The sequence below is a fragment of the Eubacterium sp. 14-2 genome, assembly GCF_000403845.2.
Taxonomy (GTDB): domain Bacteria; phylum Bacillota; class Clostridia; order Lachnospirales; family Lachnospiraceae; genus Petralouisia.
Genome location: NZ_KE159568.1, coordinates 229,356 through 251,219 on the forward strand (window position 1 = coordinate 229,356; position 21,864 = coordinate 251,219).

Annotated in this window: 19 protein-coding genes and 1 riboswitch; all 19 genes read right to left on the reverse strand. The window is 46.2% G+C overall.

Annotation, left to right across the window (positions count from 1 at the left end):
- Positions 1-27: 27 nt before the first annotated feature.
- The gene (locus C805_RS26790) at positions 28-189 is read right to left on the reverse strand and encodes a hypothetical protein (protein ID WP_016215455.1); all 162 of its coding nucleotides are present in this window, start codon (positions 187-189) and stop codon (positions 28-30) included.
- A gap of 330 nt (positions 190-519) precedes the next feature.
- Positions 520-1,368: an Mrp/NBP35 family ATP-binding protein gene (locus C805_RS18310; RefSeq protein ID WP_016215456.1), complete on the reverse strand. Its 849-nt coding sequence runs from the start codon at positions 1,366-1,368 to the stop codon at positions 520-522.
- Between the two features lie 153 nt (positions 1,369-1,521).
- Positions 1,522-1,839 (reverse strand): energy-coupling factor ABC transporter substrate-binding protein, encoded by a 318-nt coding sequence (locus C805_RS18315; protein WP_016215457.1) that lies wholly within the window; start codon positions 1,837-1,839, stop codon positions 1,522-1,524.
- A 2-nt stretch (positions 1,840-1,841) separates the two neighbouring features.
- Positions 1,842-2,618 carry an energy-coupling factor ABC transporter permease gene (locus C805_RS18320; protein ID WP_016215458.1) on the reverse strand — a complete coding sequence of 259 codons (777 nt, stop codon included), beginning with the start codon at positions 2,616-2,618 and terminating at the stop codon, positions 1,842-1,844.
- 338 nt (positions 2,619-2,956) lie between these two features.
- A riboswitch (cobalamin riboswitch) is annotated at positions 2,957-3,168 on the reverse strand.
- Positions 3,169-3,280: 112 nt separating this feature from the next.
- A complete protein-coding gene (locus C805_RS18325; protein ID WP_016215459.1) occupies positions 3,281-3,925 on the reverse strand; it encodes an HD domain-containing protein in 645 nt (214 codons plus the stop codon).
- 36 nt (positions 3,926-3,961) lie between these two features.
- Positions 3,962-4,792: an energy-coupling factor ABC transporter ATP-binding protein gene (locus C805_RS18330; RefSeq protein WP_016215460.1), complete on the reverse strand. Its 831-nt coding sequence runs from the start codon at positions 4,790-4,792 to the stop codon at positions 3,962-3,964.
- 50 nt (positions 4,793-4,842) lie between these two features.
- Complete coding sequence (cbiQ, locus tag C805_RS18335; protein ID WP_016215461.1) at positions 4,843-5,643, reverse strand: cobalt ECF transporter T component CbiQ; 801 nt, start codon at positions 5,641-5,643, stop codon at positions 4,843-4,845.
- Positions 5,644-5,771: 128 nt separating this feature from the next.
- Entirely contained in the window at positions 5,772-6,545 is a 774-nt protein-coding gene (locus C805_RS18340) for a hypothetical protein (RefSeq protein WP_016215462.1), read from the reverse strand.
- Positions 6,546-6,737: 192 nt separating this feature from the next.
- Positions 6,738-7,412 (reverse strand): uracil-DNA glycosylase, encoded by a 675-nt coding sequence (gene ung / locus C805_RS18345; RefSeq protein WP_016215463.1) that lies wholly within the window; start codon positions 7,410-7,412, stop codon positions 6,738-6,740.
- A 46-nt stretch (positions 7,413-7,458) separates the two neighbouring features.
- Complete coding sequence (hisF, locus tag C805_RS18350; protein WP_016215464.1) at positions 7,459-8,220, reverse strand: imidazole glycerol phosphate synthase subunit HisF; 762 nt, start codon at positions 8,218-8,220, stop codon at positions 7,459-7,461.
- A 2-nt stretch (positions 8,221-8,222) separates the two neighbouring features.
- Complete coding sequence (hisH, locus tag C805_RS18355; protein WP_016215465.1) at positions 8,223-8,837, reverse strand: imidazole glycerol phosphate synthase subunit HisH; 615 nt, start codon at positions 8,835-8,837, stop codon at positions 8,223-8,225.
- Between the two features lie 21 nt (positions 8,838-8,858).
- Positions 8,859-10,508: a hypothetical protein gene (locus C805_RS18360; RefSeq protein ID WP_016215466.1), complete on the reverse strand. Its 1,650-nt coding sequence runs from the start codon at positions 10,506-10,508 to the stop codon at positions 8,859-8,861.
- Positions 10,509-10,622: 114 nt separating this feature from the next.
- On the reverse strand, positions 10,623-11,987 hold the full coding sequence (locus C805_RS18365; RefSeq protein WP_016215467.1) for a PFL family protein: 1,365 nt from the start codon (positions 11,985-11,987) through the stop codon (positions 10,623-10,625).
- Positions 11,988-11,998: 11 nt separating this feature from the next.
- Positions 11,999-12,283 carry an ACT domain-containing protein gene (locus C805_RS18370; RefSeq protein WP_016215468.1) on the reverse strand — a complete coding sequence of 95 codons (285 nt, stop codon included), beginning with the start codon at positions 12,281-12,283 and terminating at the stop codon, positions 11,999-12,001.
- 15 nt (positions 12,284-12,298) lie between these two features.
- Positions 12,299-13,096 carry an MBL fold metallo-hydrolase gene (locus tag C805_RS18375; RefSeq protein ID WP_016215469.1) on the reverse strand — a complete coding sequence of 266 codons (798 nt, stop codon included), beginning with the start codon at positions 13,094-13,096 and terminating at the stop codon, positions 12,299-12,301.
- Between the two features lie 5 nt (positions 13,097-13,101).
- The gene (gene coaE, locus C805_RS0106025) at positions 13,102-16,140 is read right to left on the reverse strand and encodes a dephospho-CoA kinase (protein WP_016215470.1); all 3,039 of its coding nucleotides are present in this window, start codon (positions 16,138-16,140) and stop codon (positions 13,102-13,104) included.
- Between the two features lie 68 nt (positions 16,141-16,208).
- On the reverse strand, positions 16,209-18,935 hold the full coding sequence (gene polA / locus C805_RS18380) for a DNA polymerase I (RefSeq protein WP_016215471.1): 2,727 nt from the start codon (positions 18,933-18,935) through the stop codon (positions 16,209-16,211).
- 204 nt (positions 18,936-19,139) lie between these two features.
- Positions 19,140-19,607: an SsrA-binding protein SmpB gene (gene smpB / locus C805_RS18385; RefSeq protein WP_016215472.1), complete on the reverse strand. Its 468-nt coding sequence runs from the start codon at positions 19,605-19,607 to the stop codon at positions 19,140-19,142.
- The gene (gene rnr, locus C805_RS18390; RefSeq protein ID WP_022751270.1) at positions 19,608-21,800 is read right to left on the reverse strand and encodes a ribonuclease R; all 2,193 of its coding nucleotides are present in this window, start codon (positions 21,798-21,800) and stop codon (positions 19,608-19,610) included. It abuts the gene before it with no gap.
- Positions 21,801-21,864 lie beyond the last annotated feature (64 nt).

Genomic DNA, 21,864 nt, shown 5'->3' on the forward strand with positions numbered 1-21,864 from the left:
AATAAACATTCAGCCACACTGCGGCACTCAGGATACACTTGCTTTTGCAAATAACGTATTGATAAGATTTACGAAAGCTGTATGCACCGGCCCTTCTGCCGCCAGCAGAAGCCCTACTACTGCAATCAGAGCAATAATGGCAACTGCTGTAATAATAATGCCGCTGTACTCCTCGAAAATGACTTTCATACTTATTCCCTCCTTTCTGCGGACAGAATAATCCACGATTTTACTGTACATTTCATGCATTGGTAATCGGCGAAATTAAATGCCAATTGATTAAGAACAACCATCTGTCATTCTTATGCAGAAATTAAAAGATTGTGATGTGCCGGTACAGAATTACCGACGGTAAGATAATAATGTAATAAGTTGTAACCAGAATTGCTTCTGTGATGGTATTGTAACCCCTGTTTCCTGAAATTGCAATTATGCATTTTTTACAAAATTTTTCTGCTGACAAAAAGCCCTGGGAAAGGAAACCCGCTTTCCACAAGGCTTTTTATACGTCAAAAGACTTTATAAATTCTCTATTTTTTTCACTGCTTCTTCCAGATAAGGATTTTCTGTTTTGTGGAAATTTCCTTCATCTGCCAGCCTGGCGTACTCCGGTTCCAGAGGCATTTTACCCAAAACCGGTAAATCAAGGTCTGCTGCCGCTTCTTCAATGCGGCTTTCTCCGAATATTTTAATCTCTTTTCCACAGTCCGGACATTTCAGGAAACTGTAATTCTCCACAATGCCAAGCACCGGAATATCCATCATTCCCGCCATATTGATTGCTTTTTTTACAATAAGCTGCACCAGTTCCTGAGGAGACGTCACGATTACAATTCCATCCACAGGAAGGGACTGGAACACCGTCAGAGGAACATCTCCGGTTCCCGGAGGCATGTCCACAAACAGATAATCCAAATCTCCCCAGTACACGTCATGCCAGAACTGTTTTACTGTGGATGCAATCACCGGTCCCCGCCAGACTACGGGAGATTCCTCATCATCCACCAGCAGATTCAGGGACATGATCTTCGTGCCGTCCTGAGCAGGTATGGGAAACAGTCCCATATCATTTCCCTCTGCAGGACCGTGAACCCCGAACATTTTCGGAATGGAAGGCCCGGTAATATCCGCGTCTAAAATTCCCACTTCATATCCCTGTTTTCTCATCGCCGCCGCCAGAGATGCGGTAACAAAAGATTTTCCCACACCGCCTTTGCCGCTGACAACGCCAATCACTTTTTTCACACTGGAAAAAGGATTCAGTTCCTCCAGGAAACTCTGAGGCGCCCCTCCGTTCTGGCTGGGACATCCTTCACAGCTTTCTCTTGAACACCCCGATGCGCTGCTGCACTCCTTATTCTCTGCCATTCTGATTCCTCCTGTACTGTAAATTTCTTTTTCTTTCATAAATTCTTTCAACAAACTATATTATAATCATATCCAGGGAATAAGTACACTATTTTTTCATTTTTACAGCAGTTCGTACCCCTCAGTAAGGACAAATCGTACCCATCGGATGAATCATGTTTCCATACGGTCCTTCCATTTCTTTCGCTCCACCATGCGCCCCATGCAAAAAGCAATGATTCCCACGCCGATTCCGGTCTGAACACAGAATATCAGGCTTTCCACCTCTCCTGGTATTTCCCCGCCGATCAATGCTTCCAGCACCGGTGTAAACCATGGTTCGTAATCTTCCTGAATTGCCTCCACCACCTTGCTTCCCGCATCATCCGAACCGCCAAACTCCGCTCCTTTTAAAACCAGCAGAGGCATTACTACAAGTAAGACTACAGCTGCCAGAAGAATTACAGTTATCTTTTTATCCCTCTTTTTCATGTTTAACCCTCCTGTACCTTTTCTCTCCCGGCTTTTCCTTTTTCCAGATATCCCACACTTTCCAGCTCCGGCCGGGCATAATTTTCCAGTGTAATTATAATCACAGTGGTGAGGAAACCTTCAATCAGCGCAAGAGGAAGCTGGGTTGGCGCAAATACACCCAAAAACTTGCCGGCAGACGCCAGAATCCCCCCCTGCTCAGAGGGATACGCCAGGGCCAGTTGAAAACTGGTCACACAATAAGTAAAAAGATCTCCCAGAGCAGCCGCCAGAAATACGCTGACTCTGCGGTTCACCTTACATTTCCTGCACAGTCCGTAAACACCCCAGGACAGCACGGGTCCTGCAATCGCCATGGAAAAGGTATTGGCCCCCAGGCTGGTCAGCCCGCCGTGGGCAAGCAGAACCGCCTGAAAAACCAGTACAATAATTCCCAGAATACTTACTGCGCCCGGTCCGAACAAAATAGCTCCCAGTCCTGTTCCTGTCATATGAGAGCAGCTTCCCGTAACAGAAGGGATTTTCAGGGAAGATATTACAAAAATAAAAGCCCCTGACATGGCCAGTATGGTAATATTCTTTCGATTTTCCTTCAGTTTTTTCTGAATGGAAAAAAATCCTCCCGTTAAAAAGGGAATACACACAATCCCCCATGCAATGCAGAATCCTATGGGCAGATACCCTTCCATAATATGCATGGCGTTTACTTCAGGCACCACTGCAAATACTGCCGCAAAGGCACTGATAAAAATCAATAGTTTCTTCTGTTTCTTTGTCATAGTCTTTCTCCTTTTCTGCAGACGAGAGAGAATACCGTCTGTGAGTTTCCCGCACCTGACACGTTTCTTCCGTGTGACGTTTTCCATTCGCATAAGTACCCTCGCTTCGCTGGGGCAGACCCTGCGCATCATTGTTTTTAATTCTATAGGAAATCCGGAGGAATTTCCTATAGAATTAAAAAATACCGTATTTCCTGCATTTTTTACAGCAAACCGGTATCTTCTGCAATCTTCTGCTCTGACACAAAAAACCGCATCGGGAAAATCCATTCCGAAAAATCTTTCCCCAACACTCTTTCGGAACAGGTAATCTGCAACCAGTTATCTCTCGTAACTTTTTGCATTCCTTTACAAAAGGCAGGTCTTCTGACTCAAGCTTCTTCATTTTCTTCCACCTTCCCGGTTTCCCAGTGGTATCTGACAATGCATCTGAACCATACGCTGTCTGCGAAAGAAAACTCCACTTTTACAGTGGCGGGACCGTATGAGATTCTCACTCATTTCCCTATTATCCTGCAGTCCTGCAGGCACCTTCTGTAATTAAATTTTCTGATACTGTTCAACTCTCCAGTATTTTATAATCATAGCACAACCATGAAAAAATGTCCAGAACTTTTCCTTTTACCATATATACCGGAAAGCAGGCAAAAATGGCAAAAGGATTATGGGACATCAAAATAAGGGCTTCCGATCATCAAATCCTCAGCCAGCGTATCTGCGAATTCTGCTGCCACCCGCTTTTTTTCTTCCCAGAATTTTCTGGCCTTTTCCGTCACCATGGGATTGGGCTCCTCTTTATTGGAATTCTCCATGATGTGATAATATGCTGCTCCATAGCTGGAGGCATGTATATTTCCCATGGCCATACAGTCCCACACAATTCCCATGGCTCCTTCTTCGTCCAGTAAATCTGCCTCCATCAGCAAAATCAATTCCAGACTGGTATCCTTCTTTTTCAGCAGGGCTTTATTGGAATGGGCATAAATCAGGCGTTCCACTTTTTCACGAAATGCTTCTTCCATGCAACAGCACACCGCATATTCATGAAACGCCTTTCCGCTCCGCACTGCATGACGGTCATTATCCCGATTCATATAACCAATATCATGAAAAACAGCTGCTGTATACAGAGCATCCTTATCCACATTTTCCATGCCTTCCGTCAGACGAAAACACCAGTGCAGCACCCGGATGGTATGCTGAAACCGGGAACGAAAGGGATGTCTGGGATTGGGTGAATCAATGCCATGATTTCTGGTAAGATATTCCTTCACATAAATCAGATATTCCATATATTTTTCATTCATTATACCTCCTGCCCTCCCTGTATGATATGGATATTTTTATAAGTCCATGGCTTCTGCCAGTTCTTCCGCCTGCCTGGGAAAACTGTTTTCCCGTATCAGCCCCTTTTCCAGAAGTACCTCATATACGGTCAGCAATTCAGGCTTTTTCAGATGTGCCCGCTCCAGAACAGCTTCCTCCTGAAATACAGACAATACTTCTCCGTCTGCTATAACCTGCCCCTGGTCAAAAACCAGCACCCGCTCCGCCCAACGGTATGCAAAATCCACATCATGAGTGGAAACAAGCAGGGCTTTCCCCTCTCCGGACAGCTTCTCCAGAACTTCCTCTAACATGTCTGCACTCAGGGGATCAAGGGCTGCTGTGGGTTCATCAAACAATATCACCTCCGAATGCATGGCAATGATATCTGCAATACTGACCCGCTTTTTCTCCCCTCCGCTTAAATAGTGAGGCGGCCTGGACCTGTAGGCCTGCAAATCCATATACTCCAGCGCCTGATCTACCCGCTCTCTTACTTCTTCTTTAGACAGTTTCAGATTCATGGGGCCAAAAGCCACTTCCGCCTGGACGCTGGAAGCAATAATCTGACTGTCTGCATCCTGAAATACAAAGCCCACATGCCTGCGCAGTTCATTCAGATTCTTCTTCCCTGTTTTCTGTCCCTTATAAAAAATCTCTCCTGTTTCTGCCTGCAGCACTCCATTCAGATTCAGAAAAAAAGTGGATTTTCCCGCGCCATTTGCTCCCATCACTGCCACTTTTTCCCCTTTTCGGACAGAAACGCTCACATCCTTCAACACGGGATTTCCGGGATGATATCCATATGATAAATGCTGTACCTGTAAAATTATATCTCCGGATTCCAAAACTTCCTCCTCTCAAAAATCTTCACGCTTCGTTTTTTATCGTCAGCCTTTCAAAGGAACACAGACAGCATAATCAGGCTGATTTCATAAACCAACAGCAGCCCAATCTGCCATAATTTCAGCTGCTTCTCTTCTTCCCAGAAAGGCAGTTCTCCCTCGTAGCCCCTTGAAATCATGGCATCATAACAGGCATTTGCTTTTTTCAGGGAAATCAGAAACAGATTTCCTCCTGTCTGTCCAAAAGAATAACAGGAGGTTTTAAAATCCACATATCCCAGTCGTGAGGCGGCTGCTGTTTTCATCCTGCCCTGTACCTCTGTCAAAATAAAAATGAAGCGGTAAATCATGTCCATCAGTTCCACAATAATTCGGGGAACATGGGCCTTTTTCAGCACGCCTGTCAGTTCATTTGCCGGAGTAGACAATGCCAGAAAGTACATGGCGCTCACTGCACCCATTGCCTTCAGAAACAGTTCTGCCGCCTCTTTTATTCTTTTCCCTGTTGTATACACATAAAACCAGTTCAGTGAAATCCTGAAATCTCCTGCCGGAGACCGGGATATACCGCAGGCAATTGCCGCACTTCCCAGTATCAGAAAGGCAACGGGAATTTTCAGAAATCCTGTATAATCAGAAAAAGACACGCCATTTGCCTTTATATTCACAAATCCCATGGTAAAAATCACTGTAATGGAAACTACCGGCTGATTCAAAAGAATGCACAGCAGCAGGATACTGCAGGCGGATATTACTTTATAGCTGTCATTCCAGTGGCATATTCCCGACTGGCTGGCGTAATAGTCCATACTGTTTACTCTGTGGGAATGGCGTCTGTGACGATGAAATGTCATGTGCGGCCCTCCAATTGCAAGCTGAGATAAAAATCCTTATCATACAGGGCAACCGGAATTTCCCTATATGATGAAAAAGAGAACTGCTGCTTTGCAACAGTTCTCTCAACTTATCAAACTCTGATCTCTTAAAAATAGCTGTTATAATTACTTCCATAAGAATAATTATAATTGTATGCTCCATTGCGTCCATAGGTGTTTGCTTTACTTGCCTCATTCTGTGCATAGTAATCTACCATGGAAGCCTTCGTAGATACGGAGTAGCCGTAAGAACCATTCCCATTAAAAAGCCCTTTCACCAGATCCATATCTGCCTTCATGAAAGTCTCCTTATCGAGACGCAGCGTATCATCTTCTGCGATGGAAATACCAATCTTATCCAGTGTCTTTTCATTGGTGTCTGTCAGATGAGTCAACTGCCGCACAGCCCGGTCGATGGTTCCGGTATTGGTATCTTCCGCATTACTTATCAGGGCATTATAATCATCCACAAAAGATTTTATCTTATCATAAATAGCGTTTCTGTCATAATCCTTCTTCACAGTGCCGTCTTCCTGCTTCACATCTACCTTCCGGAACACATTTTTATTCCCTCTGGTAAGCAGTGCATCTGCTGAACTCTTCAGATCATCCGCACTGTTCTCTATTTTGGTCAGCTTCTTTGTAGAATCTTTGGAAACAGATGTGGATGTGGAAGGACGCTTTACCTGTGATGTATCGGAAGGATTCTGTCGGTTGGAATGGGTTCCATAATATGCCTTCAGCAGCTTATAATACCCACCATTGCGAATGCTCGCATAATCAGCCAGAATATTCCCGGAACCAAATCCGGACGCCCCTGAATTCAGGCTGGAAAACAATGTGTTTACTGAATTTGCGTTATTTAATCCAAAAAATGCCATAAACCTCACTCCTTTGAATCGGGCGGACTTCCCTGTCTCTTCCCCTGCTTACAACTTTTTTACTGTCCGGAACTTTTATTCCATATTACTTACAGCCATAAAAATTCCTTTTACAGATTATTTAGATGTATTATACCATTTTTCACCGATTTTGGCAATATTTTTCTGAAAATCCATCCGTTTTTTTAAAGTTTAAAGGTCTTCAATCTGCCAGTCTATCGGTTCAGCTCCATTGGCCTGAAGGAATTCATTGGCCTGGCTGAAATGTTTACAGCCGAAAAATCCCCGGTATGCCGACAGCGGACTGGGATGGGGCGCTTTCAAAATCAAATGTTTCGGATTGGTCAGAATAGAGCCTTTGTTCTGAGCCGGTCTTCCCCACAGCATGGACACAATGGGCCTGTCCTGTGCATTTACTGCATGGATAATTGCATCCGTAAACTGTTCCCAGCCCTGTCCCTGATGGGAATTGGCCTGATGGGCCCGGACGGTAAGCACCGTATTCAGCATAAGTACGCCCTGCTCCGCCCATTTTACCAGATATCCGTTATTCGGAATCCGGCATCCCAGATCCTCATGCAGCTCTTTATAAATATTTCCCAGAGAAGGGGGCGCTTCTACCCCCGGTTTTACCGAAAAACAAAGGCCATGGGCCTGCCCTTCATTATGATAAGGGTCCTGCCCCAGAATCAATACTTTTATTCTGCTTAAAGGGGTCAGATGCAAAGCATTGAATATGTCGTCTGCCGGAGGATAAATAACCCTTGTATTATATTCTTCTCTGACAAATTTATAAAGTTTCGCATAGTAAGGCTTCTTAAATTCCTCTCCAATTGCCTCTACCCAGTCGTTCACCAGCATTCCCATCGTAAATAACCTCCACTGTTTCCTTTTCCAGACAGCGGCCGCACCGCTATATTCTCATGGGCACACCTTTCTGTGCCAGATACTCTTTTAAATCCATAATTTCCAGTTCTTTATAATGGAACAGAGAAGCCGCCAGCGCCGCGTCTGCACCGCCTTCTGTCAGCGCCTCATAAAAATGCTCTTTTGTACCTGCACCGCCGGATGCAATCACCGGTATGGAAACCTGTTTTGCAATGGCGCTGGTCAGTTCCAGATCATAACCGGCTTTTGTACCGTCGCAGTCCATACTGGTAAGGAGAATTTCCCCTGCGCCCAGTTCACATGCCCGGACTGCCCATGCCACCGCATCCAGTCCCATATCAATCCGGCCGCCATTTTTATAGACATTCCAGCCGCTGCCGTCCGCCCTTCTTTTGGCATCTATGGCAACCACCACACACTGACTGCCGAATTTGTCCGCCGCCTCCTGTATCAGATTCGGTGTATTGAGAGCAGAAGAATTTATGGAAATCTTGTCTGCTCCTTCCCGAAGCAATACTCGAAAGTCCTCCACTGTACGGATGCCTCCGCCTACCGTAAAGGGAATGAACACCGTCTCCGCCACTCTGCGGACCATGCCAACAACAGTATTTCTGGCATCAGAAGATGCGGTAATGTCCAGGAAAACCACCTCATCCGCTCCTGCCCGGTCATAGGCCGCTGCAATTTCCACCGGGTCCCCGGCATCTTTCAGGTTTACAAAATTAACTCCTTTTACCACCCGCCCGTTATGTACGTCCAGACAGGGAATAATTCTCTTCGTAAACATATTCAATCCTTTCCTGTCCCGGCAAAATTCCGCAGAATCTGCAAACCCACAGAACTGCTTTTTTCCGGATGAAACTGGCAGGCAAATACATTCCCCTGCTCTACGGATGCATGAATATTCACACTGTAATCAGTGGACGCTTTCACAATTTCTTCTTTCTCTGCTTTCAGATAAAAAGAATGGACAAAATATACAAACGCTCCTTCCGCTATTCCTTCAAACAGTCTGCCCTGATTCTGAAGATGCAGGGAATTCCAGCCGATATGAGGAATTTTCAGTCCGGGACTGTCCGGTATTTTTAAAATTTTACCGTCCAGAACGCAAAGCCCTTCCACACCGTCATTCTCTTCGCTTCCTTCAAACAGCAGCTGCAGACCCAGGCAGATACCCAGAAAGGGCGTCTGCCTGTCAGTTATTTCGCGTATTACTTTGTCCAGTTCATATTTTTTCAGGTGCTCCATTGCCACTCCAAAAGCGCCGACTCCCGGAAGAATCACTTTATCTGCTTTCAGAATTTCCCTGAAATCTCCGGTGACAATACTTTCCTCTCCCAGAAATTTCAGAGCTTTTTCCACACTTTTCAGATTTCCTGCATCGTAATCTATGACTGCTATCATATCACTGCTCCTGTCTTTCGCCTATTCGGAAAGCCCCAGGCTGTCAATCACATCATACAGAGCATATGTATAATCTTCTTTTTCATGGATTGCATACAGTGTCCTGGCCTGTTCCAATGTCATACTGTAATTTTCGGATAACAGTTTTTCCAGTTCCATCAGCATCTTGTCAAATTCCGCTGTGGCTCCGGCCTTCACTGCATCGGAAACATTTTTGTCATATCTGCCCAGACCGCAGATCAGGGCATTCAGGGCCTCCGGATGCATATTCTGTTCTCTGTACATATAATAATTCCGGAACTGCTGCTGCACATAAGCAGTATATTTTGCCTTGTTATACAGTTCCTCATCTGCTGCTTTTACTTTTGCGCCCTGTGTAAAACAGGTATAGGCTTCCACATAATCTCCCTGTTCATAATATTTCTTCGCATCTGCCACATCCATGGTATAGCCCACCTGGGTGGTAATCAGATTAATCAGAATAACCAGGGAAACGCCTACCAGCATAATGAGAAATACCGGCTTTTTGGGCAGCGGTTTGGTTTTTACCACTACTTTTGGTTCTTTTACCTTCTTTTCCTTCTTTGGCTTTGCCGCCTTTTCTTTTTCTTTCTGGGCCTTCTTTTCTGCTTTTTCTTTCTTTTTCTGAGCTTTCTTTTCTGCCTTTTCCTTTTTCTTCTGAGCTTTCCGGGCTTTGGCGTCATCCTCTGATTTCCCCTTCTTCCCTTCCATCTCCCTCAGAATATCAATATTTTCGTCAGAAATGTTCTCTATATCACCGATTTCCGGAATCTTTTCCTCATCGCTGACCACAACTTCCTCTTCTCCGAACAAAGCCATGGACAGACGTTTGAAAAATCCCGTTTTCTTATCGCCGTTTTCTCCCTTTTTTTCTTTTTTCTTCTTTTTGCCTTTCCCAGGCTCTTCGTCCTCTTCAGACAGAACTTCGTCCAGTTTTTCCTGATCCTGAGCGCTTTTTTTACTGGTTTTCCCGCTCTCTTCCATCTCATCCAGTCCAAGATCATCAATTTCTCTGGCCAGTTCCATAGCCATGGATTCCATCTCATCCATCGGCATTCCGCTCTCCCCCAAATCTCCGTTTTCCGGCAGTTCTGCTTCCCCATCTTCCAGTCCCGGAATCATATCATCCATATCTTCTGTGCCAAAGGACTCATCATCCATGGTATTGATCATAAATTCCGGTTCTCCGCTTTCAAAATCCGTGCTGATTCCATCCAGATTTGATTCCTCTTCCGAAAAATTCTCCAGAGACTCCTCTATGGGCAGATCATCTCCTCCCAGAGTATCCACTTCTCCTGGCTCATCCTCTCCCCCGAAAGTATCCAAATCCCCGAACGTATCCAGGTCTCCGAAAGTATCAGAAGCGCCAAAGGTATCTGCTTCCTCCGGTTCATCCATGGTATTGTTTTTGACATTGTTCACAATATGGTCAATATCTTCCATATCGAAATCCATGCTTTCATCCGCTGTAAAATCTGCTTCCGGTTTATTCCTGCTTTTCTCAAATTCCATCAGAAAATCGTTTTCATCATCTTCTGAAAAGGAATTATTAAATTCATCTAAAAAATCTTCCTCTGTTTCCTGAATATCTTCCGGACTATCTTCCACTCCCCGCAACAATCTGTCCAGGTAATCTTCTCTCTCGTTCAAAGATTCCACCTCCGGTGCTTTCATTATTTATAGGGCATAAAATATCAAAGCCCATACGGGCGTATAATATTCTTCAATATTATATCATAACCCTTCTCATTATACAAATTTTTTTTAGTTCTTAAAGCTGTGCACCGGAGCAGGTATTCTGCCGCCGCGGCTGATAAATGCTTCACATCCGAATTTATTGACGGGCATCACAGGCGCATGGCCCAGAAGTCCGCCGAATTCCACGGTATCTCCCACATTTTTTCCGATTACGGGAATCAGACGCACTGCAGTGGTTTTCTGATTAATCATTCCGATAGCCATTTCATCGGCAATGATACCGGAAATTACGGAGGGAGGCACGTCTCCGGGAATGGCTATCATATCAAGTCCCACAGAACATACGCAGGTCATGGCTTCCAGTTTTTCCAGTGTCAGAGCTCCGGCTTCCACCGCATCAATCATTCCCTGGTCCTCACTGACCGGAATAAAAGCCCCGCTTAATCCCCCCACATAGGAGGACGCCATAATTCCACCTTTTTTTACCTGATCGTTCAGAAGGGCCAGAGCGGCTGTGGTACCGGGAGCTCCTGCATATTCCAGACCGATTTCTTCCAGTATTTCCGCCACCGAATCACCAATTGCCGGCGTGGGCGCCAGAGATAAATCTATAATCCCAAAGGGAATTCCCATTCTTCTGCTGGCTTCCTGAGCCACAAGCTGCCCTACGCGGGTAATCTTAAAGGCTGTCTTTTTGATGGTTTCACAGAGCACTTCAAAATTCTCATTCCGTACCTGCTCTAACGCCTTCTTCACAACACCCGGCCCGGAAACTCCCACGTTGATAATGGCGTCTGCCTCTGTCACTCCATGGAATGCCCCGGCCATAAAGGGATTGTCATCAGGCGCATTGCAGAAAATTACCAGCTTTGCACAGCCCAGAGAATCATTTTCTTTCGTATATTCTGCTGTCTGAAGCACAATTTCGCCCATGAGCTTTACCGCATCCATATTAATACCGGTTTTGGTGGAGCCCACATTGATGGAACTGCAGACACGTTCTGTCTCAGCAAGGGCCATTGGAATGGAACGAATCAGATTTTCATCTCCCTTTGTCATTCCTTTTGACACCAGTGCAGAATAGCCGCCGATAAAATTTACCCCCACTGCTTTGGCAGCTCTGTCCAGGGTTCTGGCTATTGTCACAAAATCCTCCGGCGTCTGGCAGGCTGTCTGGCCCACCAGTGCAACGGGAGTTACAGAAATCCTTTTATTTACAATGGGAATACAGTAATTGCGTTGAATTTCTTCTCCTGTCTCCACCAGGTCCGCAGCTGTTGCGGTGATTTTATTATAGATATTTTCATTTAATTTTTCCAGATCAGAATCCATACAGTCCAGCAGGCTGATACCCAGAGTAATGGTGCGGACATCCAGATTTTCCTGCTCTATCATTTTGTTGGTTTCTTTTACTTCCCAGATATTTATCATTGTGCCGCTCCTTAAATTCTGTGCATTTTATTGAAAATTTCTTCCCTCTGACATTTGATGGACACGCCGATTTTCTCCCCAACCTGCTCTAACTCTCCGGCACACTGGTCAAAAGAACCGGTTGCCTTACTCATATCCACAATCATCATCATATTAAAAAATCCCTGTACTATGGTCTGGCTGATGTCCAGTATATTGATGTCGTGTTCCGCCAGATAAGTACACACCCCGGCAATGATTCCCACAGTATCTTTTCCTACTACTGTAATAATTGTTCTGTCTGTTTTATTTTCCATTCTTTCCTCCAGTTTTTAACATTCAATGATATCGGAAACCATGTCGCGTCTGGCCACATAAATGGGAAAATCTCCTGCATGATAGGGATTATCCGCCAGATCTATCTCCAGGCGTACCGTTTCATAGGCCAGCTTCTCGTAATTATTTTCCTTACTTAAATGCCCCAGTATCACTGCTTTAAAATTATCGTGGAGCACCTCGCTTAACAGCCGCCCGGACAGTTCATTTGACAGATGCCCCCGGTCTCCCAGAATCCGCTGCTTTAAATTGTAAGGATACGTCCCCACCTGCAGCATATGTACATCATGATTGGCTTCCAGCAGCAGCACATCCAGATGCTGCAGTCTTTCTATAATATAATCGTCATATCTTCCCAAATCTGTCATAACCGCCATGGATTTTTGCCCATGGCGGAGAATAAAGGCAGTGGGCATTGCGGCATCGTGGGAAACGGCTACCGGATTTATTCTGATATCCCCAAGGATAAACTCCTGATCCGGCTCAATCTCCCGAAACAGTTCTTCCGGCATCTGTCCTGTGGTTTTACATTTTAAAATAGCCTCCCAGGTTCCCTTTGTGGTATAAATGGGAATCCCGTACCGCCTGGATATCACTCCAAGGCCGCTGATATGGTCAGAATGCTCATGGGTAATCAGGATCCCATCCATTTCTTTTGCAGTATGTCCGATTTCATTCAGTCCCTGTTCCACCCGCTTCCCGCTGATTCCGGTATCAATCAGCAGGCTGGTGGTATCTGTTCCTGCAAATATACAGTTTCCGCTGCTGCCGCTGGCAATGCTGCACAGTTTCATGTTTTCTAATCCTCCCAGTAAATTTCAATCACATCTCCATACTGGAGAGGAGCGGTATAAGATGGCATTGCATTATTCAGTCTGGTAACAATGGCTCTTCCGTTTCCTGCATTCAAATCAAAGGATATGGCGTCAAATACATCTACAAACACATAAGATGATTTTCCGGTAAGGGTAACTGCCGCATTGTTTACGATTACCTGCAGAGAAACTGTTTCCGGTTTCGCCTTTACTGTTTTCACTTCCGGCTTCTTTATAACAGTAGGACGGATATCGCTTTCCGCTGTCTGCTGGGACTGAATAAATTTTTCTTCAAGTTCTTCCTGCGACAGTTCCGGTTCTTCCGTAAGAGACTCTGGTTCCTCTGCTTTCACCGGTTCCGGCTGAGACTGAGCTTTTGCTTCCTCCTCTTTTACCGGTTTTGGCTGAGGCTTCGGTTCTTCTGCCTTTATGGGTTCCGGCTGAGGCTGAGTTTTTTTTGCTTCCTCTTTTACCGGTTTTGGCTGAGGCTTCGGTTCTTCTGCCTTTACCGGTTCCGGCTGAGGCTGAACCTTTGCTTCTTCCTCTTTCACCGGTTTTGGTTCTTCTGCGGGCTCCGGTTCTGAAACTGCCTCTTCCTCCATTACCAGCGGTTCCGAACGTTTGTACACGTTCTCAATTTCTGAGGGCGGCGTCCGATAGGTAATCACATCCCATTCCACAGAAAAATTTTCATAAACCATGGTATCCAGATCTGCCGGCTTGTTATTTACCAGAATCTCGCTGTCCATATCAATTTCCACGTCCATAAACTCCATAATCTGAGCTACCGTGTAAAAATTGCGCATCTCCACCCAGTCATTTTCCTGTATTTCATAATAAGGAGGCTCCAGACTTCCGTTTACCTCTGCAAATCTGGGACAGGTAATCATCCTTCCATTTACTTCAAATGTGATTACTACCCTTCCGTATTCTTCCAGTTCTTCCAGCCGGCACACTGCCGCCTCACCCATAGTAGAAGGCTCAATCACAATATCACTGTTGGGTTCCAGTGTGGCATTGATACTGGTCACTCTGCCATTGACCCGGACCACTGCAGATTCTCCCGGTTCTCCGCGCACAATCCGCTTTTTCCCGTTTACATAGAAATTGATTTCCCTGCCTCTGCGCGGGAAAAGCTGTTCATTGGGGAACCCGGCCCGCAAAGCGGCATCCACAATTGTCAGCTTATTATTGTCATATAATTTAATCCGTTCACCGTTAAACCGCACAAACACAAAATTATTTTTCTGGTCATAATAACTGATACAGATACCAATGGGCGTTACCAGCAGGGGGTCCTTTCTGATATCCTGCTGTTCAAAGTGAATTTCCTGCAGCACTTCCTCACCCCGCAGCGCCACACGCTCCAGCGGCAGTTCCAGTTCTTCCGCCAGATGTTCCACAAATCCATGGACTTTTCCGCCGCCGCCTACCACAAAGGTAGCGCTTACGGTTTCTCCACCGTTAAGCTCTTTGATTTTGGCTGCAATATCTTCTGTCAGATTGTACACCAGAGGCTGAATCAGATCCCATACTTCTTCTGCAGTCACTGTATGTTTTATCATCATAATATCCTGATATTCAATTTCTTTCTCTGTGGTGGAGCTGAGCTTGATATGTTCCGCAGTCTTAAAATCCACCAGATAATGCTGTACCAGCAGCTCTGTAATCTCATCTCCGGCACAGGGTATCATGCCGTAGGCGATAATACTTCCGTCTCTTGTCACGGAAATATCACTGGTTCCCGCTCCCACATCCACCAGGGCAATATTCAGCATCCGGAATGTTTCCGGAATGGCCACATTGATGGCCGCAATAGGCTCCAGCGTAAGGCTGGCCACTTTCAGTCCTGCAAGGCCCACTGCCGAATACAGACCGTCCACCACGTCTTCCGGCAGGAATGTCACAATAATATCCGCACTGATTACTTCTGCTTTATGGCCTTCCAGATTGGAGAAAATATCTCCGTTCAGGTAATATTTTACTACGGAATATCCCACGCAGTAAAATTTAAAATTGGTGTCATTATTTTCATTTAAAATCTGCTGGGCCTTTTCAATTCCCAGTAAATCCAGGGTATGCACATCTTCTCCTGTCACCACGATTTCTTCCGGAAAACTGTATTCCACGGTAGTGGTAACTGTTTTCAGCACACGTCCAGCGGCCGCAATACAGACTTCATTTAAGGAAAGGCGGCTCTGTTCTTCCAGCTCCTTTTTCACTTCATTGATGGTACGTCCTACCCGGCCGATATCATGAATCTGTCCGTCTAACATGGAACGTGTGGCGTGTTCCTTTACATACTGGGCTACCACGTAAAAATCGTCATCTTCTTTATAACCTACGGTACCTACCACATTTCTGGTGCCGATATCCAGTCCAAATACCAATGGAACTCCGTCTAACTGCTGCTCCATTTTATTTAACTCCCCTTTTTCTTTTATAGCCTGAGCCACCTGATAAAAAGTTTCTTCTCTGGTTCCGTTATTTTCAATAATCACCTGACAGTTTTTCCGGTATTCTTCATCAGAAAGCTGGCTTGCAAACATCTGTTCCACCTGTTCCTGCGTATAGCCTCTTGAGCGCATCAGACGTTTCTTCCTTACCTCCTCCGAAGTGCGCACATACCAGAGTTCATCACAGATTTCATCGTAATTATCTTCAATCAGAAGGGCCGCCTCTATCACCACAAAATCCAGAAGGCCCATGCGCTTCTGTTCTTCAATCTGAGCCAGAATATATTCCTTCACCACCGGATGCATCACATCATTTACGCGTTTCCGCAAATCCTCAGAAGTAAAGATTGCCGCAGCCAGTGCGGAACGATTAATACTTTCATCTTCGTTATACACTTCCACCGGAAGAAATTTCAGCAACTTCCGGTAACATTCGCTTCCCGGCTCCATCATCATCCGTGCAATTTTGTCTGCAATCAGATTTTTTACTCTGTAATTCTGCTCCAGATACTCCAGAATAGCAGATTTACCTGCTCCTACTCCGCCTGTAATTCCAATTACCTGCATACCACAAAACTCCTTTATCTTTGATTAATGGCAACAGTCCAGCCTGCGCCACCTGCAAACCTGTTAATTTAATGTGCCTCATACCAGTCTTTTCCCAGTTTCATATCAATCTCCAGCTTTACGGAAAGGTCAGCGGCCGTTTCCATTTCCTGTTCCAGAATGGCTTTTACCTGCTGGATTTCCTCTTCCCAGGTTTCGATGAGAAGCTCATCATGTACCTGCAGAATCAGCCGGGATCGAAGCCCCTGCTCTTTCAGCCTTTCACTGACACGTATCATGGCAATCTTAATAATATCTGCCGCAGTTCCCTGAATGGGGGAATTCATGGCCACCCGTTCTCCAAAGGACCGCTGCATGAAATTTCCGGAAGACAGCTCCGGCACCGGGCGTCTCCTGCCGAACATGGTGGTGACATGGCCCTGTTCCCTGGCCTCTTTCACCTGCCGGTCCAGAAATTCCTTCACTCCGGGATAAGTCTCAAAATAAGATTCAATATACTGCGCCGCCTCTTTTCTGGTAATGCTTAAATCCTGACTTAATCCAAAGGAACTGATACCATAAACAATGCCGAAATTCACTGCCTTGGCATTTCTCCGCTGCAGAGAAGTCACTTCCTCAAAAGGCACATGAAATACCTGGGAGGCGGTAATCCGATGGATATCCTGTGCTTTCCGATAAGCCTCAATAAGATTCTCATCTCCGGACATGTGGGCCAGAACACGCAGCTCAATCTGAGAATAGTCCGCGTCAATGAGCACGCAGCCTTCCCTGGGAATAAATACTTTTCGAATCTGCCTTCCCAGTTCCATCCGGATTGGGATATTCTGCAGATTCGGCTCCGTACTGCTGATTCTTCCCGTAGCTGTAATGGTCTGGTGGAACGTGGAGCGGATTCTTCCGTCTTCCTCAATATAACCTGCAAGTCCGTCCGCATAGGTGGATTTCAGCTTTGTCAGCTGACGGTATTCCAGAATATCTGACACCAGAGGATAATCCCCCGCCAGCTTGTCCAGCACATCCGCCGCTGTGGAATATCCTGTTTTCGTTTTCTTTCCATAGGGCATTTTCAGCTTGTCAAATAAAATAACCCCTAACTGTTTCGGAGAGTTGATATTAAATTCCTCTCCTGCCTTCTGATAAATCTCCTGTTCCAGTTCTCTGATTTTGCCGGAAAGATTTTCCCCATAGGTTTTCAGCGCTTCTCCGTCTACCTGGACTCCTTCCCGCTCCATTTCATACAGGGTATAGACCAGAGGCATCTCAATATCCCAAAAAAGCCCCTCCATACCGGTATCTTTCAGTTTTTTAAAGAGGATTTTTGCCGCCTGAAATCCTGCGGCGGCCATAAAACAGCCATACCGGAACAGTTCTTCCGGCTTTTCCCTGGCTGCCTGGGCCAGAGAAAGTTTGCCCAGCAAATCTGTCCGGGAGGGCACCATCCAGTCCAGATGTTCCTTCGCCACATGGTCAAAGGCATAATCATTTTTCAGAGGATTCAGAAGATAGGCCCCCAGCAGCAGATCTCCGGTCTTATTCCTCTCTTCCCGGCCCAATGAAAGCCAGGGAAGCTGCTGCTTCAAATCAAAAGTTGCTGCCCAGGACGTCTGTTTTACTAAGTCAGCCACTGCTTCCGTCAGCCAGGCTCCCGTCACCTCGGGGCCTGTTTTTACAAAAAATATCTGTTCTTCCCCGAAAGAAACCGCCGCTCCCAGAACCTGTTCCCCGCGTCGGGACGCCTCCTGTTCTTCCGGTGTCTTAAGAAGGCTGTCCATGGAAATCTGGCCTTCCTGCTCCATCTGCGCTTCCGGGTCTGCTAACAGCCCAAATCCAACGCCTTCCGCCTTTGCGGCTTCTGCAAACAGCTTCCGGGCCTGCGAAAGCTCTGTTACCTCCTGAAAATACTGCTCTGCAGAGGCTTTCGGCGCCTCTACCTGAAAACGTCCCAGCATATTCTGAAATTCCAGCTTTTTCATCCACACATAGGCTTCCGGTGTAAACAGATCCCCCAGCACCGCCTCTTCCAGACTGTATGTGATGGGTGCGTTTACCTCAATGGTGGCAAGGGTCTTGCTCATCTGCGCCTGTTCATAAAACTCCCGCAGATTATTTCTGGCTCTGGGCGGTTTGAGTTCCTCCAGATGCTCATAGGCATTTTCAATGCTTCCGTAAGCTGCAATTAAGGCGGTAGCTGTTTTTTCCCCGATTCCCGGCACTCCTGGAATATTATCGGCAGTATCTCCCATCAGGGCCTTTACATCTATAAATTCTCTGGGTGTAACCTGATATTTTTCCTTTACATCTGCCTCATAATAATCTTCGATTTCTGTCCCGGTACGCCTGGTTTTGGGAATGCGAATCTTAATGTGTTCACTGGCAAGCTGCAGCAGATCCCGATCCCCGGATACCAGAGACACCTCCAGTCCTTCCTGCTGGCTGCGGACGGCTATGGTTCCCAGAATATCGTCGGCTTCGTAGCCCTCCTGCTCCACAATGGCAATTCCCATGGATTTCAGAACTTCCTTAATCACCGGCACCTGCTGGCGCAGTTCTTCCGCCATGGGCTTTCTGGTCCCTTTATAATCCGCGTACATTCTGTGCCGGAATGTGGGCGCGTGCACATCAAAGGCCACCGTCAGATATTCCGGCTTTTCTTCTTCCAGGATTCGGAACATGATATTCAGGAACCCATACACCGCATTGGTATGGAGCCCTTCTGTGTTGGTAAGATCCGGAATTCCGAAAAAAGCCCTGTTCAGAATACTGTGTCCGTCAATTAAAACTATTTTTTTACTCATAAAAACCGATTCCTCTTATTTTCCAGCATTCAAATTCATAATCATTCTCTATTTTACACCATATGGGCCTGTTTTAAAAGTTATAAATTTACAAAAAATATATTCCTTTTTCTTTTTTTGTAAAATGTGTTCCTGCAGTGATTCCGTAAAACAGAATCCGGTACCGTCATAAAACACTGTTTCATGGTACGGTACCGGATTATCTCAGTACAGGTTTTTCACCTTAAATTCCCGCTCAGATTCCCTGCGCATATCCTTCTTCGCAATATCCTGACGTTTATCGTAGAGCTTTTTGCCCCGTGCCAGGGCAATTTCCACTTTTACCAGACTTCCTTTGAAATACACCTGCAGAGGTACCACCGTGTAACCCTTTTCCGCCATTTTTCCGGCTATTTTATGGATTTCATGGCGGTGCAGCAAAAGTTTCCGGGTACGAAGGGGATCCTTGTTGAAAATATTTCCTTTTTCATAGGGACTGATGTGCATCCCGTAAATATAAACTTCCCCGTTTTCAACACGGATAAAGGATTCTTTGACGGAGCACTTGCCCATACGCAGGGATTTTACTTCTGTGCCTGCCAGGCTGATGCCTGCTTCATATTTATCTTCTATAAAATAATCATGATATGCTTTTTTATTATTGGCTATTAATTTTACACTTTCCCTTCCCATCTACAACTCCTTTTCTTCCTGCTGTCCTTCTGATTCCGGCGTCACATCCAGTCCGAACTTTTCCGCATCCTGGGGCAGCACAAAATTAATGGTGCGCAGCATCCGGTCCGTGTCTGCCACCACAATCTGTATTTTCTGTCCCAGCCGGTAACGTGTTCCGGTGGCTTCCCCCACAAGCTCACAGGTATCTTCATGATAGTGGTAGTAATCGCCTTTCAGGCTGGTTACATGAATCATGCCTTCTATTGTATTGGACAGCTCCACATACATTCCCCAGGCGGTAACGCTGGAAATCACTCCTTCAAAGGTTTCCCCGATATGCTCTGACATGTATTCCACCTTTTTCAGCTTTTCTGTCTCACGCTCTGCTTCGTCTGCCCGCCGCTCCATCTGACTGGAACGTGCCGCAACCTCCGGCAGAAGCTCTTCATAATGGGTAATCCGTTTCTCTGTCATCTTCCCTCTGAGGGTTTCCTTGATAATCCGGTGAATCTGCAAATCGGGATAACGCCGGATAGGAGAGGTAAAATGACAGTAATACTGGGTGGCAAGTCCAAAATGCCCGGTATTGACCGTGGTGTATCTGGCCTGCTTCATGGAACGCAGCGTCAGCCGGCTGATCAGAGGTTCTTCCGGGGTATCTTCGATTTTATCCAGCAGCTTCTGGAGCTCTTTGGGATGAATATCCTCCTGGCTGATTCTGATGGAATAACCGAAATTGTTTATAAAAAGTCCCAGCTTCTGAATTTTCTCGGAATCGGGAGTATCATGGGTCCGGTATACAAAGGGAAGTTCCTGCCAGAAAAAGTCCTGGGCCACGGTTTCGTTTGCCAGCAGCATGAAATCTTCGATAATCCTGGTGGCCACATTGCGCTCATAAGGTTTGATTTCCAGCGGCCTGCCCTGCCTGTCCAGAATAATTTTCGTCTCCGGAAAATCAAAATCAATGGAGCCGCGTTTTCTGCGCTTTTCTCTCAGTATGGCAGCCAGTTCTTCCATTCTTTCAAACATGGGAATCAGCTCCTGGTATTCCGCCCGCTCCGCCTCATCCTGGTCTTTCAGTATTTTCCGTACACTGGTGTAGCTCATGCGGCGGTCTACCCGGACTACCGTTTCCGCCAGTTCGTGATCCACCAGGTTCCCCTTTTTGTCAATCAGCATGATACAGCTCAGGGCCAGACGGTCTTCTCCGGCATTCAGGGAACAGATACCGTTGGATAATGAATGGGGCAGCATGGGAATAACCCGGTCCACCAGATAGACGCTGGTGCCCCGATTCAGGGCTTCCCCATCCAGTGCGCTGCGCTCCTGTACATAGTTGGTCACATCCGCAATGTGCACGCCAAGACGGTAATGGTCTCCTTCTCTGGTCAGCGTAATGGCGTCGTCCAGATCTTTGGCATCTTCTCCGTCAATGGTCACCGTCTGCCAGTCCCTGATATCCTTCCGTCCTGCCATATCTGCCGTACTCACCGGTTTTGCCACGTTTTCTGCCTGTTTCAGAACCTTTTCCGGAAATTCCATGGGCAGATCATATCCTTTTATAATAGACATAATATCTGTTCCCGGATCATTGATATGGCCGATAATCTCCACTACTTTTCCTTCCGGTTTCTTCCGGTCACTGCCATAACCGGTGAGTTCCACTACCACTTTATGGCCGTCCACCGCACCCTGGGAATGCTCCAGGGGAACAAATACATCCTGGGCCAGTTTCAGATTATCCGGCACCACAAAACCGAAACTTTTGCTCTTCTGAAAAGTGCCCACCAGACGGGTAACGCCTCTTTGGAGTATTTTTTCCACCACGCCTTCCCGGCGTTTTCCTGAGGGTTTTCCCGGCGGCAGGGAAATCTGCACCAGATCTCCGTCCATGGCCCCGTTCACCTGAGCTTCCGGTATGAAAATATCCTTTTCTTCTCCTTCCACGCTGACAAAACCAAAGCCCCGCACATTGCCGGCAAAAGTCCCGCACAGAAGCCTGCTTTCTGCCCTGGAATATTTCCCCCGTCTGGAGAGTTCTATTTTTCCTTCATTCAAAAGCTCTGAAAGTACCTGTTCCAGGTCGCCTCTTTCGTCTCTGGGCACATCCATCAGAATGGCCATCTCTTTGAGTTTCATGGGCACATAAAGGTCGCTGCACATGAATTCATATATCATATTTTTCCTGTTTTCCAATAATTCTTTATCCATTTTCTTCTCCATCAGGAAATCCGAAAGAATTCCCCATATGATAAAAAGGACTGTCGGAACAAAA